At 70.9% G+C, this 15,950-nt stretch carries 8 protein-coding genes and 1 pseudogene; 3 read left to right on the top strand and 6 right to left on the bottom strand.

Features of this window, described 5'->3' with window-relative positions:
• Positions 1 to 25 precede the first annotated feature (25 nt).
• The gene (locus tag OHU89_RS35445) at positions 26 to 1,726 is read right to left on the bottom strand and encodes an extracellular solute-binding protein (protein ID WP_405649061.1); all 1,701 of its coding nucleotides are present in this window, start codon (positions 1,724 to 1,726) and stop codon (positions 26 to 28) included.
• Positions 1,727 to 2,052: 326 nt separating this feature from the next.
• On the opposite strand from OHU89_RS35445, the gene OHU89_RS35440 reads away from it, so the two are divergent.
• Positions 2,053 to 4,905, top strand: a complete 2,853-nt coding sequence (locus OHU89_RS35440; protein ID WP_405649060.1) for a glycoside hydrolase family 3 C-terminal domain-containing protein — start codon at positions 2,053 to 2,055, stop codon at positions 4,903 to 4,905.
• A gap of 200 nt (positions 4,906 to 5,105) precedes the next feature.
• On the opposite strand, the gene OHU89_RS35435 is transcribed toward OHU89_RS35440, so the two are convergent.
• From OHU89_RS35435 to OHU89_RS35425, 3 genes are all read right to left on the bottom strand, one after another.
• Entirely contained in the window at positions 5,106 to 6,551 is a 1,446-nt protein-coding gene (locus OHU89_RS35435; RefSeq protein ID WP_405649059.1) for an aldehyde dehydrogenase family protein, read from the bottom strand.
• Positions 6,552 to 6,873: 322 nt separating this feature from the next.
• The gene (locus OHU89_RS35430; protein WP_405649057.1) at positions 6,874 to 8,460 is read right to left on the bottom strand and encodes a PucR family transcriptional regulator; all 1,587 of its coding nucleotides are present in this window, start codon (positions 8,458 to 8,460) and stop codon (positions 6,874 to 6,876) included.
• Positions 8,461 to 8,592: 132 nt separating this feature from the next.
• Complete coding sequence (locus tag OHU89_RS35425; protein WP_405649055.1) at positions 8,593 to 11,007, bottom strand: ATP/GTP-binding protein; 2,415 nt, start codon at positions 11,005 to 11,007, stop codon at positions 8,593 to 8,595.
• Between the two features lie 297 nt (positions 11,008 to 11,304).
• Between OHU89_RS35425 and gabT the strand changes: the two genes are divergently transcribed.
• Entirely contained in the window at positions 11,305 to 12,639 is a 1,335-nt protein-coding gene (gene gabT, locus OHU89_RS35420) for a 4-aminobutyrate--2-oxoglutarate transaminase (protein ID WP_405649053.1), read from the top strand.
• A 191-nt stretch (positions 12,640 to 12,830) separates the two neighbouring features.
• Positions 12,831 to 13,700: a phosphatase PAP2 family protein gene (locus OHU89_RS35415; protein ID WP_405649051.1), complete on the top strand. Its 870-nt coding sequence runs from the start codon at positions 12,831 to 12,833 to the stop codon at positions 13,698 to 13,700.
• Here OHU89_RS35415 and OHU89_RS35410 read toward each other — a convergent pair.
• Together OHU89_RS35410 and OHU89_RS35405 are read right to left on the bottom strand one after the other, a co-directional pair.
• Positions 13,697 to 15,043: an RNA-guided endonuclease InsQ/TnpB family protein gene (locus OHU89_RS35410; protein WP_405649049.1), complete on the bottom strand. Its 1,347-nt coding sequence runs from the start codon at positions 15,041 to 15,043 to the stop codon at positions 13,697 to 13,699. The two genes, OHU89_RS35415 and OHU89_RS35410, sit on opposite strands and share 4 nt — an antisense overlap.
• 378 nt (positions 15,044 to 15,421) lie before the next feature.
• Positions 15,422 to 15,876 (bottom strand): annotated as a pseudogene (locus tag OHU89_RS35405) (hypothetical protein).
• Positions 15,877 to 15,950: the final 74 nt, after the last annotated feature.

Genomic DNA, 15,950 nt, shown 5'->3' with positions numbered 1-15,950 from the left:
CCGTTCTCCTTGCCTCGGTACCGGGTCAGCTGGCCGCGGAGCCGTTCTCGTCCAGGATCTGCTTGTACCAGTCGCGCAGCTTGTCGCCGCCCTTGCTCTTCCAGTCGGAGACGGCCTGCTGCATGTCGCTGATCTTCTTGCGGCCGCGGACGATGTCGTCCTCCAGCTGCTCGAAGTCGTTGGAGAGGTTGGTGTAGCGGTTGGGCTCGGTGATCTGCATGCCCCAGAAGGTGGACTTCTTGGTGAAGGCGCCCATCCGCTGCTCCCACTCGACCTGGCCCTTGGCGACCTCGGGGAAGTCGGGGTGCGCGAGGGTCGCGGCGGGGCTGGCGACCATGACGTAGGCGTTCATCACCTCGAGGTTGCCCTGGTCGGTCTTGGCGGGGACGCCGTCCTTGACGGTGTAGTGGGTGCCCTCCACGCCGTAGTTGGTCATCATGTACTCCTTGGTGCCGTACGGCGCCGCGGTGACGTTCGCGACGGCCAGCACGTCACGGATGACCGACTCGGAGGCCTTCTTGTTGACGAAGGCGAAGATGCCGGCGGGCTGTTCGGCCCACATGGTGGGGTTGCCGCCGTCGTGGCCCCAGACGTCCATGCCCCAGATCTTGAAGTCCGGGTTCTGGGTGGCCTGTTCGGCGGTGCGGCCCCACCACTGGGAGATGTTGTTGGGGTAGATCAGGAACTCGCCTGCTGCGAACTTCGGGCCCGGGTCCGGGGCGTTCTTGCCCATCTTGGAGTCGGGGTGGACGACCCCCGCCTCGAACAGCTTGCGGGACCACTCCAGCGCCTCGAGGTACTGCTCGGTCTCGACGCGGTAGACCAGCTTGCCGTCGACCATGTTCCAGCCGAGCGGCTTCTCGCTGCCGGAGAAGACACCGAAGGCCTGGAAAGCGGTCCACTTCATGTCCAGACACGCCCAGCGCTTGGCCTTGGCGTTGGTGATCTCCTTGGCCAGTGCCATGAACTCGTCGCAGGACTTGGGTATTTCGTACCCTTCCTTGTCGAAGATGTCCTGGCGGTACAGGGGCACGATGCTGGGCGCCCACGGCGCGGGCATCGGCAGGCCGCGCAGCTTGCCGCCGAAGATGGAGCGCTGCCAGGAGGCCGTGGGGATGGCCGCGAGGTTCGGGTAGTCCTTGACCGCGTCGCCGGACAGGTAGGGGCCGAGGTCGGCGAACTTGCTGATGATGGCGGTGGGTATCTTGCCGCTCATGTTCCAGCCGGGGACGACCACGACGTCCGGGATGTCGCTGGAGGCGAGGATGGCGCCGAGCTTCTGGTCGTAGGTGTTGCCGTCCTGGTTCTGCCAGGCGACGTCGACGCCGATCAGCGCGTTCATCGCCTTGTAGTAGGCGTTGCCGCTCTTCGGCGGGGAGCCCCAGAACGGCGACATGATGGTGACCTTGCCGCCCTTGCCGAGCTTCTTGGTCACCGACGTCTTCAGGGTGGCGAGGTCCAGCTTGCTGGTGAACCCGATCGCCGAGCCGTTCTTGGCGGGGATGTCCGGCGTCACCACGTTGCTGGCCACGTACGCGGGCAGGATCTTCTTCGCGTCCTTGCCCGACGTGGTGCCGTCACGCGAGCCACTGTCCGAGCCGCCGCAGGCGGAGAGCAGCGGCACCCCGCCCGCCACCGCTGCGGTGGCCACCGCGGTGGAGGCGAGGAAGCTTCTCCGGCTGGGACCGGAAGGACCAGAGGAGGGGGCAGCGGCGTTCGGCGTCATTGCGTCAACCCTTCATGGCGCACCAGGACACCCGGCGGAGGAGCCGTCGGCTGCGGTGTCTTGAGTGGAACTGGCTGAGCTGAAGCGCTCTTTCGACTTCGACGGTCACCGTGTAGTCGAAGCGCTTCGATGTTGCTGTGAGGTTAAGTGAAGCCCTGTGGGTGCACAAGAGTCGCTCCCAATATTCCTCCGTGGTACAGGAGGCGACCTTTTCTTATGCACCGCTTGAAGTGATGGCGCTGCTCCCTTGACACCCACCCCGGTGTCGAATGAGCATCGAAGCGCTTCGAAAGGGCTCGACCGCTCCACTCCAAGGGGAACCCCACGTGACCGCACAGCCGCCGCCCACGCCGCCTTTCCGCGATCCGCATCTGCCGTTCGCGAAGCGCATCGACGATCTGCTGTCGCGGCTCGCCCTCGACGAGAAGATCGGGTTCCTGCACCAGTTCGCCCCGGCCGTCGAGCGGCTCGGCGTCGACGCCTTCCGCACCGGCCAGGAGGCCCTGCACGGGGTCGCCTGGATGGGCCCGGCGACGGTGTTCCCGCAGGCGGTGGGCCTGGGCGCGACCTGGAACACGGATCTCGTACGACGGGTCGGCGAGGCAGTCTCCAAGGAGGTCCGCGCGATGCGGGCCCGCGACGACCGCATCGGCCTCAACGTCTGGTCCCCGACGGTGAACCTCCTGCGCCACCCCCTGTGGGGCCGCAACGAGGAGGGCTACTCGGAGGACCCGAAACTCACCTCGGCGATCGCCGTCGCGTACACCCGCGGGCTGCGCGGTGACCATCCGACGTACTGGCGCACCGCCCCCGTCCTCAAGCACTGGCTCGCCCACAACAACGAGACGGACCGGGCCACTTCGTCCAGCTCGGTCCGCCCGCGCGTGCTGCACGAGTACGACCTGCGCGCCTTCCGCGAGACCGTCGAGGCGGGCGCGGTGGCCGGTGTGATGCCCGCGTACAACCTGGTCAACGGCCGCCCGAACCACGTGAGTCCGTATCTGCGCGAGCACCTGCGCACCTGGACGGACGAGGACCTGCTGGTCTGCTCGGACGCGGGCGCACCCTCCAACCTGGTCGACCACGAGCACTACTACGACACCCACGAGGAGGCCACCGCGGCCTCCCTGCTGGCCGGCGTCGACAGCTTCACCGACCACGGCACGGACAGCTCGCAGATCACCGGACGGGTCAAGAAGGCGTACGAACAAGGCCTGTTGACCGAGGCCGACATCGACACGGCGGTCCGCCGCCAGCTCTCGGTCCGCTTCCGCCTCGGCGAGTTCGACCCGCAGTACGACCCGCACGCCCTGACCAGGGACTTCGACACCCCGGCCCACCGCGACCTCGCGCGGGAGGCGGCCGAGCAGTCGGTCGTCCTGCTGCGCAACGACGGTGTGCTGCCGCTCGCCCCGGACACCCGGCTCGCCGTGGTCGGCCTGCTCGCCGACGAGTGCAAGCTCGACTGGTACAGCGGCACGCTGATCCATCGCTCCACCCCGCTGGAGGGCCTGTACGAGCGGTTCGGCGCCGACCGGATCGAGTTCGCCGAGGGCGTGGACCGGGTCCTGCTGAAGGCGTCCGACGGAACCTTCCTCCGGGTGCCCGAGGCGAACGCCGACGACGCGGTGCGCGGCGCCGAGGGTGCCCTCGACCCGGCACTGCTCGCGGGCCGCACGGACCTCCCGCCGCTCACCACCCACGCGGTCGGCACCGAGCTCGCCCTGGTCGACTGGGGCGAGGGCGTCCTGACCCTGCGCGCTCCCGACGGCCGCTATCTCTCGGTCGCCGAGGACGGCTATGTGCGCGCCTCCGCCGACCAGCCCGGAGGCTGGGTCGTCCAGGAGACATTCCGGCTGGAACCTCACGAGAACGGACACCTCCTCAGGCACGTCGGCACGGGTCGCCACGTCTCTGTCGGCGCCGACGGAGTAAAGGTTGCCGATGAAAACGCGGAACTCGACGATCAGCCCGAAATCTTCACGCTGATCATCGCCGAGCACGGAAAGGACGCGGTCGCCAGAGCCGCCGCCGAGGCCGATGTCGTGCTGGTGGTCGCGGGCAACGACCCGCACATCGACGGCCGCGAGACCGAGGACCGCAGGACCCTCGCCCTCCCCGCCCACCAGGACCGCCTGCTGCGGGCGGCCCGCGCCGCCAACCCGAACACGGTGCTGGCCCTGGTCTCCGCCTACCCGTACACGTTTCAGCCGGGTCCGCTGCGGGCCGCGCTCTGGATGTCCCACGGCGGCCAGGCCGCGGGCACCGCACTGGCCCGGGTCCTGGCCGGTGACGTCTCCCCCGCGGGCCGCCTCCCGCAGACCTGGTACACCGACGACGCCGACCTGCCCGACCTGTTGGACTACGACGTGCTCGGCGGCCGCCAGACGTACCTCTACTACGAGGGCACCCCGCTGTTCCCCTTCGGGCACGGCCTGTCGTACGCGTCGTTCTCCTACGGGGATCTCAAGTCCCGTACGGAGGAAGGGGCGTTGCACGTCTCCTTCACGGTCTTGAACACGGGGGACGTGACGGCCGACGAGGTCGCCCAGCTCTACGCCCGCGCCGTGGACCCCTCGGTCCCGCGCCCGCGCCGCGAGCTGGTGGCGCACCGCAGGGTCACGCTCGCCCCCGGCGAGAAGGCGGAGCTGTCCTTCGAAGTCCCGCTGTCCGCCCTCGAGTTCTGGGACGTGGCGCACGGCCGGTGGCGCCTGGAGCCGGGGCCGTACGACCTGATGGCGGCCGCCTCCAGCGAGGACGTGCGGCTGCGTACGACGGTTCTCCTGGACGGGGAGCCGGGCGGACCGCGCCCCGTCGTCGAACGGGGCCTGGACGGGGCCGACTTCGACGAGCAGAGCGGTGTCGCGATCGTCGACCGGACGAAGGCGGCCGGCGACGCGGTGACGCCGGCGAACGGCAGGGTGGCCGAACTGGTCTACCGCGCCTGCGACTTCCGGGCGGGTGTCACGGAGGTGACGGTGGCCGTGGCGGGCGAGGGCGCGGTGGAGATCTCGCTCGACGGCGGCCCGGCGCTCGCGACGCTGTCACCGAAGACGCCCACGTCAGGGCCGTACGACTACGTCACGCTCCGCACCGCGCTCACGGCCTCCGGTGTGCACGACGTCCACCTCAGGCTGCGCGGCCCGCTGCGGCTCGCGCGTGTCGGCTTCTCCGGCTGAGGGTCCGGAGGAGATCGGCACAAAGAAGGGGCCCGGCACCGGAAGGCATCGGTGCCGGGCCCCTTCGGGACGGTGAGCCACCGTCGCTGCGAGGACTCTAGCTGAAAATGGTTCCCATTAGCTAGAGGCGCCGCGCACGGATGTGCCGACGGCCGGAGCCCCCGCACAGCGGGCTCCGGCCATCGGTCGTTCCCCGCAGGTCAGAGAGCGAGACCGGTGAGGACGAGCACCCGCTCGTAGGTGTAGTCGTCCATCGCGAACTTCACACCCTCGCGGCCCACACCGGACTGCTTGGCGCCGCCGTACGGCATCTGGTCGGCGCGGTAGGAGGGCACGTCACCGATGACGACGCCGCCGACCTCGAGCGCGCGGTGGGCGCGGAAGGCGACCTGGAGGTCATGGGTGAACACGCCCGCCTGGAGGCCGTACTTGGAGTCGTTGGCGGCCGCGAAGGCCTCGGCCTCGCCGTCCACCTTCTGCACGGTCAGGACGGGTCCGAAGACCTCCTCACAGGAGATCGTCGTGTCGGCCGGTACGTCAGTGAGGACGGTCGGCGCGTAGGAGGCGCCGTCGCGCTTGCCACCGGTGAGGAGGTGGGCGCCGGCGGCGACGGCCTCGTCCACCCACGTCTCGACACGCTTGGCGGCGTCCTCGCTGACCAGCGGGCCGACGTCGGTCTTGTCGTCGGACGGGTCGCCGGTGACCTGGCCCTCGACGGCGGCGACGATCCGGGGAAGCAGCCGGTCGTACACCGACGCGTCGGCGATGACCCGCTGCACGGAGATGCAGGACTGGCCGCCCTGGTAGTTGGAGAAGGTGGCGATACGGGTCGCGGCCCAGTCGAGGTCGGCGTCGGAGGCGTAGTCGCCGAGCACGACCGCCGCGCCGTTGCCGCCCAGCTCCAGGGTGCAGTGCTTGCGCGGCACCGAGTCCATGATCGCGTAGCCGACCTTCTCGGAACCGGTGAAGGAGATGACGGGCAGCCGCTCGTCCTGCACCAGGGCGGGCATCCGGTCGTTCGGGACGGGAAGGATGCTCCAGGAACCGGCCGGCAGCTCGGTCTCGGCGAGGAGTTCGCCGATGACGAGCCCGGAGAGCGGGGTGGCCGGGGCGGGCTTCAGGATGATCGGCACGCCGGCCGCGATCGCCGGGGCGATCTTGTGGGCGCACAGGTTGAGCGGGAAGTTGAAGGGCGCGATGCCGAGGACGACGCCCTTCGGGAAGCGACGGGTGAGCGCGAGCCGGCCCTGGCCGCCGAGGTCGGTGTCGAGACGCTGGGCCTCGCCGCCGTTGAAGCGGCGGGCCTCTTCGGCGGCGAACCGGAACACGGAGACGGCACGGCCGACCTCGCCCCGGGCCCACTTGACCGGCTTGCCGTTCTCGGCGGAGATCAGCTGGGCGATCTCCTCGGTGCGCTCGACGAGGCGGCGGCTCACGTGGTCGAGGGCGGCGGCGCGGGTGTGGGCGGGCGTGGCGGCGAACTCGTCCCGTACGGCGTACGCGGCGGCGACGGCCTCCTCGGTCTGGGCGTCGCTCGGCACGCTGACCTTGCCGACGATCCGCCCGTCCCACGGCGAGCTGACATCGAAGCTGACCTCGCCGGCGACCTGGCGCCCGGCGAGCCAGAAGGCGTGGGTGGCAGTCATGTCCCGGCCCTTCCGCGTTGGGGGTGTGCGTTGGCTTTCGCGTCCACGGTAGGGGCGGGGGCCCGGAGCGGCGTTTGTCCGGGGCGGAGTGATGGGGGGTGGGGGTGCGCCGGTTTGGCGGAGTGGGGGTGGGCACCGAGCTGTTTTCGCCCCCGCAGCCCTTACGCCGGAGGGGCTGAATGCACTGACGCCGGTCACTGCATTTTCAGCCCGTCCGGCGTTTGAGGACGAGGCCCCTTCAGGGCCGAAGCGGGGGTCTGGGGGCGGCAGCCCCCAGGGATGGGACGGGTAGGGGCGGCGGGGGCGAGAAAAAAACCCGCGGTCACTGCTCCGTCGACGTCGCCTTCAGCGCCAGCCAGAGCTCCATCCGTACATCCGGGTCATCCAGCGACCGCCCGAGGATCTCCTCCACGCGCCGCATCCGATACCGCAACGTGTGCCGGTGCACACCAAGGTCCGCGGCCGCCGCGTCCCACTGCCCGTGCCGCGACAACCACGCCCGCAGCGAGGCCACCAGATCCCCCCGCCCGGTCGCGTCATGCTCGTACAGCGCCCGCAACAACCCGTCCGCGAAAGCCCTCACCGCATCGTCGGCCAGCAACGGCACCACCGACCCCGCCGCCAGCTGCTCATGCTCCACACACACCCGCCCCCGCCGCCGCGCGACGGACAACGCCTGCTCGGCTTGCTTGTAGGCGGCCGCCGCCGCGACCGGCCCGGCCGGCGCCGACACCCCCACGACCAGCTGGTCCCCGTCCCCGGCGCCGCCCTGCTCCCCCACCGCCCGCCCGGCCTCCAGCCCGGCGGTGTACTCCCCGCACGCCCCGACCGCCGCGCCCCCGTCCACGGCCAGCACCACCAGCCGCTCCCCCTCCGGAACGACCAGCACGGCCTCCCCGGCCCGCGCGGCGGCGGACTCCACGACCTCGGCGAGGGCACCCAGAAGGTCGCCCTCCGCCGGAGCACGCCCCTCCTCGGCGACGACCATCCGGAACGGCGCGTCCAGCAGCGACCCGTACAGATCCCCGGCGACCGCCCGCGCATGGTCCGGCTCCCCCGCCAGCAGCATCCGCAGCACCGCCGCCCCGAGCCGCTGCTCGGCGGCGCGCAGGGACCGGGAGCGCTCGGTGGTCAGGGTCAGCAGGGCGATCGCCGAGTGGACGGCGTACCGCTCCGCCGTCCCCGGCGCCGCCGCCGTCCCCACCGCGAGCGCGGCCCGCGGCCGCCGCCCGGTGCCCAGGGAGTGCAGCTCGACGCGGTCCTCGTTGTCGGGGCCGCCGACCACGGAGGAGGCCGGCGCGGGCCGCTCCCGCAGTCGCTCCACGTCCGCCGTGAGCCGTGCGGCCCGCCGCCCCGCCCACTCCGGCGCGGTGGCGACGACGGCACCGGACGCGTCGTACAGCGCGGCCCACCCGTCCACCTGCGAGGCGAGCGCGGACAACAGCCCTTCGGGACCGTCGGTCAGCGCCTGCTTGGTCAGCTCCCGCTGCGCGGCGAACCCGGCCGTCACCGCCCGGTACTGATCGGCGGCGATGGCCGCGGAGACGGCCTTGCTGATGGCGAGGAAGGGCGTGCGCCGAGGCACTTCGAGCAGCGGGAGCCTCTCGCCCGCGGCCGCGTCGACGAGCGCCTCGGGAATGTCCTCGTAGTTGACCCCGACCGCGAACCCGAGCCCCACGACCCCCGCCCCGACCAGCCGCTTCACATACCGCCGCATCGCCTGCGGGTCCTCCGCGTCCAGCTTCAGCGCGGTGATCAGCAACAGCTCCCCGCCCTCCATGTACGGCACGGGATCGGCGAGCTCGCTGACATGCGCCCAGCGCACGGGGACGTCGAGCCGGTCCTCGCCCGCCCGCACGGTCAGCTTGAGCGTGGAGTGATGGACGAGAGAGGCGAGCGTGGGTGGCATGAGGCCTTCAGGTCTACGGGGATCGGGCGTGCCCTGTGATCACTTGGCCGTCCTGTATGAACGGCCTGTGCCGATTCTGCCTCACCGTACGGTCACCCGGTCACCGGAAGCCCCGGCGCCGGAAGCCCCGGCCTAGCCCCGTAGATCCACCAGCAACGGCGGCGCGTGCTCCCCCTCCGCACCGGTCAGCGACAGCACCGCGTGCCCCGGCGGCACGGCATGCGCCAGCTCGGAGGCGGACCACCGCTCCCGCTCGACCTGGCGGACGGTGACGGCCTCGGTCGTCACCGCCTTCCCGGTCACCAGCTTGCGCAGGGCGTGCATGGCCCGGGTCATCGGCTGATCGGCGAAGACCGTGTGCTGGGCGACGTCCTTGGTCTCCACCCACTCGGTGCCCCAGGCGTCGGCGAAGCGGTTGCCGTCCCAGGTCGTCACCCCGGACAGCGCCATCCGGCAGCCGACCGCCCCGAACAGGGGCCCGTGCAGCGCCTCCGGAACATCGGAGACCGTGCGCAGCGCGAGCACGACACCCGCGTTCTGCGAGCGCAGCCGCTGGATCCGCCGTACGGACTCGGGGGTCACGGTGCCGGTGGCGTCGTCGACGACCAGACCGGCGAAGTGATCGCGGCCCCCTTCCCGTGCGACGGCGGTGAACTGGGCCAGCGCCAGCCGGGCGATCAGCCGGGACGCCTCTGCGTGGCCGCGCTCGGGCAGGTCGATCCGGACGCGCAAGGGGTGGTGGACGAGGGCGCGCAGCGAGAACGGACGGATCGCGTCCCCGCCCGAGCCGTGCGACCCGGGCGAGCCGAAGAAGCCGGCGAACGCGGGCCGGTCCAGCAGGGCCAGCCGGTCGGCGAGGACGGGACCGGGGTCGCCGGCGTTGGCGCTCTGCCGCGCTCGGGCATCGAGCTCGCGACGCATCACCGCGAACCGCTCGTCCGCCAGCCGCTCACGCAGCCCGGCGAGGACCGCGGGGTCCCCTTCGAGCAGTTCACGCAGGACGGGCAGGGGCGGGAAGTGCCCGTACGCGGTCCGGTAGGGACCGAGGAGCTGGGCGAGGGCCCGCGCCGCACGCTCGGGGCTCACCGTGTCGAGATCCCCGGTCAGCGCCTCGGCGAGGAGCGCGGCCGCCTCGTCCGGGTCATCGGTCTCGGCGTACGGGTCGAGGTCGTGCACGGAACCGGGGTCGCCGACGCGCACCACGACGTCGTACGACGAGTCCTCCCCGATCGGCGTGCCCGCACCGCACACCGCGACGACGGCACAACCGCCGGTGAGTGCCTGCAAGGTGAGGGACTCGACCACCGGAGCGATCACATGCCGGGTCTTGCCCGCGCCCGAGGGCCCGACGACCAGCAGCGAGGTGGCGAGGGTCTCCGGCCCCAGGGCCGCGCCCACGCCACCGTACGCCCGCGGGGTGCGCTCGGAGGTGGCCCACTGTCCGATGCGGACCTGTCCGGTGAGCAGGTCGTGCCGGGCGGTGCGGCCCGCCAGGTCGCGGGCGCCGGAGGGGTGGGTGAGCGCGGCGGCGCCCTGGCGCAGCACGGTGTCCGTGAAGGCGGTGAGCCGGCCCTGGCTCCGGGCCCGCTTCCAGCCGCGCTCGATCCGGGCGCAGTCCACGTCGTTCATCCGCCCGGCCAGCACTTCGGCGGTGAGCACATCGGCCGCCTGGTGCTGCCCGGCCTCCCGCAGCTCGGGCCAGCGGGCGCGGGGCTGCGCGGCGACGGGTGCGGGGTGCTGTCCCTGCCGGGCCCGGCGCCGGGCGGCGAGCCAGGTACGGGCGAGGGACCACCAGCCGCCGATCCGGGCGAAGGGCCACAGGACGAGGGCAGTGACAAGGGCGTAGAGCGCGTCCGTGGCCCAGGGCGAGGTGTAGACGCCGTATCCGCCGCTGATGAGGGCGATGAGGGAGAACAGCGGGTTCACGACGGGCAGGGCGTCCCAGCCGACGACGGGGAAGGCGTCCGGGAAGACGAAGCTGAGGGTGATCAGGGCGCCCAGGGCGGCCAGCAGAGCGCGGGCGGGCTGGGGCTTGCGGGTCACGAGGTGCCGCACGACGGCCGGCCAGCTGCCCAGCCGACCCACCGTGTAGACGAGCACGGCGAAGAAGAGACCGCTGTAGACCTCCAGGGCCTCCACGCCCGGGTACTCCAGCGACTGCCCCTCCAGCCGCTTCGGTGACGCCATCGTGCCGCCCCACCACCAGTCGTCCGGGGTGAAGAGCCGCAACAGCGTGAACTGGTACGGGAGCCCGCCGCGCCGCCAGAAGGACCACACCACCAGCGCCACGACGAACGGGATCAGCATGCCGGCGACGGTCAGCGGATTGAGCCGCTCCGCCTTCGACGCTGCCTTCGGCATCCGGTATCCGAAGCGCCAGATGCCGGGCTCGGTCTCGGGCCGGGCCTCGTCGAGCCAGTCGACCACGGACGTGCCCGGCGTGTGCGCCGGCCGCGGCGGCGCGTGCGGCACGTCCGGCGGCCCCGCCGGACGCGGCACAGGATTCGCATGCGTACCCCGCGCGTCCTGCGTCCCGTCCCTGTCCATCGCCCTCGTTCCCTGACCAGCCGTTCCGTCCACCATCAGCCGTCAATCTAACGCCCCCGCAAGGGGAGTTCACCGCTTACGCGGCCGACGTCCATGGAGCGGACGGTTGCCGTCCGGATCGTTCGCGTCCCCGCAGGGACCGAGCCGATCTCCGTCGCTATGTCCACGACGGACAAACCCTCCCCCCTGACAACGCCCACATGGAGCATGCCCACCCCCCGTCCTCCGTCCTAGCCTGCGAGAAAAGAAGAGAAGCGTCCGCAAAGACCCCGTTGGCAACACCCCCAGGAGCCCCTCATGAGCGCACTTCCGCAGGAGCGCCGGATCGTCACCGCCATCCCCGGCCCGAAGTCGCAGGAGCTGCAGGCCCGCCGCGTCGCCGCGGTCGCGCAGGGCGTGGGCTCGGTGCTGCCCGTGTTCACCGCGCGGGCGGGCGGCGGCATCATCGAGGACGTCGACGGCAACCGCCTGATCGACTTCGGTTCCGGCATCGCCGTGACGAGCGTCGGCGCCTCCGCCGAGGCCGTCGTACGCCGGGCCTCCGCCCAGCTCGCCGACTTCACCCACACCTGTTTCATGGTCACGCCGTACGAGGGCTACGTCGAGGTCGCCGAGGCCCTCGCCGAGCTCACGCCGGGTGACCACGCCAAGAAGTCCGCGCTGTTCAACAGCGGTGCCGAGGCCGTCGAGAACGCCGTCAAGATCGCCCGTGCGTACACCAAGCGCCAGGCCGTCGTCGTCTTCGACCACGGCTACCACGGCCGTACGAACCTCACCATGGCGCTGACCGCGAAGAACATGCCGTACAAGCACGGCTTCGGCCCCTTCGCGCCCGAGGTCTACCGCGTCCCGGTCGCCTACGGCTACCGCTGGCCGACCGGTCCGGAGAACGCCGGTCCCGAGGCCGCCGCGCAGGCCATCGACCAGATCACCAAGCAGGTCGGCCCGGACAACGTCGCCGCGATCATCATCGAGCCCGTGCTCGGCGAGGGCGGCTTCATCGAGCCGGCCAAGGGCTTCCTGCCGGCGCTCAGCAAGTTCGCGAAGGACAACGGCATCGTCTTCGTCGCGGACGAGATCCAGTCCGGCTTCTGCCGTACCGGCCAGTGGTTCGCGTGCGAGGACGAGGGCATCGTCCCGGACCTGATCACCACCGCCAAGGGCATCGCGGGCGGTCTGCCGCTCGCCGCCGTCACCGGCCGCGCCGAGATCATGGACGCCGCACACTCCGGTGGCCTGGGCGGTACCTACGGCGGCAACCCGGTGGCGTGTGCCGGTGCGCTCGGCTCGATCGAGACGATGAAGGAACTCGATCTCAACGCCAGGGCGAAGAACATCGAGGCCACGATGAAGGCCCGCCTCACCGCGATGGCCGAGAAGTTCGACATCATCGGCGACGTCCGCGGCCGCGGCGCGATGATCGCCATCGAGCTCGTCAAGGACCGCGCCACCAAGGAGCCCAACCCGGAGGCGACCGCCGCCCTCGCCAAGGCCTGCCACCAGGAGGGCCTGCTGGTCCTGACCTGTGGCACCTACGGCAATGTGCTGCGTTTCCTGCCGCCGCTGGTCATCGGCGAGGACCTCCTCAACGAGGGCCTCGACATCATCGAGCAGGCCTTCGCGCGCGTCTGACGCCCCAGGGAGAACACGGGGCGTACCCCGCCCCAGGTCACACCCGTCACACCCGCCCCAGCCCCGAATCCACAGCGAATTCCGGGTCTGGGGCGGCCGCCGTCAGAGCGTGTGAAGAACGTGTGCGGGGTATCTGTCAGGACGCGATTCCGGCTGTCGTAGCCCCATCGGCTGCCGTAGGTTCTACCCAGATGAGAGATACACCCCGCCCACAGGGGACTGTGGGCGACATCAGGCCGGGGCCTCCCCAGCTTCGACCTGGTCGTGCCCTCGCGCACACAACCGGAGCCTCCGGCTCCGGATCTCCTCACCGATCGGACGGTCGCCCGCCCCAAACCCCCCGGGGCGCGCGACGATCCGGTCCGGACGGCCACCCCGGAACCACCCCCCCTGTTCCGGGGTGGCCGACCTCCTTCTTTCCGTTCCTTCTTCTCGGCCTTCCGGCCGTCCTCTTCGCGCTGATCACCTGGCAGATCGTCGAGGACGGCCCTTTGGTGCGCCTGGACGAACGTGTCAGCCGCGCCCTGGTCCACCCCGACCGCGCCTCGGAACTCCTCGCCGACCTAGGCAATGTCCAGGTCGCGGTCCCGGTCCTGGCCGTGGCGCTCGGATACGCGGCCTGGCGGGCCCGCCGCATCGGTACAGACCGCTGGTGGCAGCCGTCCGCCGGCGCCGCCCTGCTGATGGCCCTGGTCCCCGCCCTCATCATCCCGATCAAGGAACTGACCGACCGCCCCGGCACCCCGGTCGTACCACCGGCCACCGGCTACTACCCGTCCGGCCACACGGCCACGGCAGCCGTCGCCTACGGCGCCGCGACCCTGCTCCTCCTCCCCCGGCTGCGCGCCGGATGGCTTCGCCGCACGATCGTGTTCTCGTACGGCATCCTCGTCCTCGGCGTCTCCTACGGCCTGGTCCGCCGCGGCTACCACTGGCCACTGGACGTCGTGGCCAGTTGGTGCCTCTCCACGGTCCTGCTCACCGGTTACGTCCTGGCGGTCAGCCGAAGTATCCGTCGAACGTCCGCTGGAACTCCCAGCTCCCGTACCGGTCCCAGTTAATGACTTCGGTCAGGGGAAGCAGCATGTCGGTCATGGCGATTTGACATCCTCCCCCTCCATAAAGAGGGGGATTCCAACCCAAGCGGGTTGAGGTTCACGGGCGCTCGAGCGGCTGGTGGCGCCGTCACCCCTCCGGCACCGGCTGCTCGCCGGGGGCGGGGGATCCCACCCTGTCCTGCCGCGACGTTGATACTTGCATTCTCGTCCGCGTTGCACCTGAAGCCGCAGGACACACAGACGAAGTCGGCTTGGCTCTTGCGCGACTTCTTCTCGATCCAGCCGCAGGCACTGCACCGCAGACTAGTGAAGGGTGCGGGGACGTCCTCGACCCGACCGGGAGCCTTCTGCTCCGTGCGCTGGCGGAGCAGGCCCCAGCCTTGGGCGAGGATGGCACGGTTGAGCCCCGCCTTTTGCGCCACGTTCTTGCCCGGCTGCTCGACGGTCCCGTTCGCAGAGCGGGTCATGTTCTTGATGTTGAGTTTCTCGAACCGCACCAGACCGTAGGTGCGGGCGAGCATCGTGGACGTCTTCTCACACCAGTTCTTGCGCCGGTTCGCCTCGCGGGCCTTCAGCTTCGCAGTCTTCGCGTATTCGGTGACCTTGACCTTGCTGTTCTTCGGGGCGCGGGCGCCCCGCCGCTGGTGCTTGCGGACCCGTGCGCGCTCCCTGACCGTAAGCTGCGGACAGTTCAGCTTCCGGCCGTCGGACAGAGCGGCTGTGATGGTTACGCCCCTGTCGATCCCGATGACCTTGCCCGTCGCGGGCGCGGCGATCGGCTCGGGGATGGCGGAGAACGCGATGTGCCACTGGTTGTTCTTGAACGTGACACGGAACGTCTTCGCCTTCGGCAGTTCGGTACGAGTGAGGCGGAACCGTACCCAACCGCAGCCAGGCACCTTGACCTGCGCCCACCGCCGGTTCAGCCGCTGCATCACGACGGAGCGGCCCATGACCTGCTTACCCTTGGCGTTCAGCTTCGGGGTGCCGTCCGGCTCGAACTCCGCGACACGGTCGGTGCCGATGACGCGGAATCCTTCGTGTACGTGCTTCCTGCGCCAGGTCGGCTCGCCGAACCCAGCAGTGAACCGGGCGCTCTTGGCCGCGGCGAAGTCCTTCAGGGCCTGCTGCTGCAGGTCTGCGTTTCCAGCGGCGAGCCACTCGTTCTCCCGCCGGGCCTCGGTCAGCTGGCGGCACTGCTCCGCAAAGCCCGGCGCGGACCTGCGGCCAGGCGTCCAGCACGAGTGCTGCTCGACCGCCAGGTTCCACACGTACCGGGCATGCGCGCAGTGCAGCAGCATCTGCCGCTCCTGCGCGAGTGTCGGGTACGTCCGGAAACGTGCCATGCCGCGAACCTAGCCACCCCGTTCCCCGTCCGCGCACCCCTTCGATCAACATCACCCGCGCGAGTGAACGGTCCACCCCGCGTACTCGGTGTTCGCAGTTCCGCTGGCGGTCGACGGATCATCTGGACGGCGGCTAGTACACCTCTACCCCGCTCCGCCGTCGCGCACCAGGCTGTTGACCGGCACACCGGCCATGCAGGTTCAGTTGTCGCGCCCCGCCCCGAAGCCTCCGCTCTTCGCGACCGCGTCGGCCGCACGGGCGGCCGACGAGAGGTCTGGAGCGATCCACAAGTGCCTCCGGAACTGGGGGAATTGGAGGGGTGGAGCGCGCCCAATTTGGTCCAGACCAATTCAGTTGTCAAGACCTCCCGCGGCCGGTTACCCGTCCCCCTCCGTGGCCAGCCCCGCCGCCGCCTCGTGCATCGCCAGCTCGAGGAGTGCCGGGTCGGTGAGGGTGCCGGAACCGTCCGGGGGGGGACCAGCCAGCGGACGCCGCCGGTGGAGCGCCCCGGGTACGGCACCACGATCCAGGTGCCGGCGCCGGCCGTGCGGATGCCCGTGCCGACCCAGCGTGCGGCGGTACCGGGCGGCACGAGGAAGCCCATCCGGGCGTCGCCGAAGTCGACCAGCACCGGGCCGGGCTGGTCGATGATGCGGGTGAGGACGTCGAGCGTGGGATAACCGAGCTCACCCGGCAGGATGAGTACGTCCCAGGCCTTGCCGGCGGGCAGCAGCGCGACCCCGAGGGGGTTGCGCTCCCACTCCCAGCGGCAGGCGTCGGGATCCGGTGCCACCGATGCCAGCCACTCGACCGCCGTCTTCGCCCCAGTCATGAGAAGACCTCCCTGTTCCTTCGTGGACGCGAATCGCGTCCACGAGGGAGAGGGGGGTCCCGGGCAGGCATTAC

It is taken from the genome of Streptomyces sp. NBC_00019 (assembly GCF_045041015.1).
Classification (GTDB): domain Bacteria; phylum Actinomycetota; class Actinomycetes; order Streptomycetales; family Streptomycetaceae; genus Streptomyces.
This window is presented reverse-complemented; position numbering and strand designations above follow the sequence as displayed.

Coding starts and splice junctions, on each gene's coding strand:
- OHU89_RS35445 (WP_405649061.1), bottom strand. CDS start 1,726: ATGACGCCGAACGCCGCTGCCCCCTCCTCTGGTCCTTCCGGTCCCAGC.
- OHU89_RS35415 (WP_405649051.1), top strand. CDS start 12,831: ATGAGAGATACACCCCGCCCACAGGGGACTGTGGGCGACATCAGGCCG.
- OHU89_RS35410 (WP_405649049.1), bottom strand. CDS start 15,043: ATGGCACGTTTCCGGACGTACCCGACACTCGCGCAGGAGCGGCAGATG.
- OHU89_RS35435 (WP_405649059.1), bottom strand. CDS start 6,551: ATGACTGCCACCCACGCCTTCTGGCTCGCCGGGCGCCAGGTCGCCGGC.
- OHU89_RS35430 (WP_405649057.1), bottom strand. CDS start 8,460: ATGCCACCCACGCTCGCCTCTCTCGTCCATCACTCCACGCTCAAGCTG.
- OHU89_RS35425 (WP_405649055.1), bottom strand. CDS start 11,007: ATGGACAGGGACGGGACGCAGGACGCGCGGGGTACGCATGCGAATCCT.
- gabT (WP_405649053.1), top strand. CDS start 11,305: ATGAGCGCACTTCCGCAGGAGCGCCGGATCGTCACCGCCATCCCCGGC.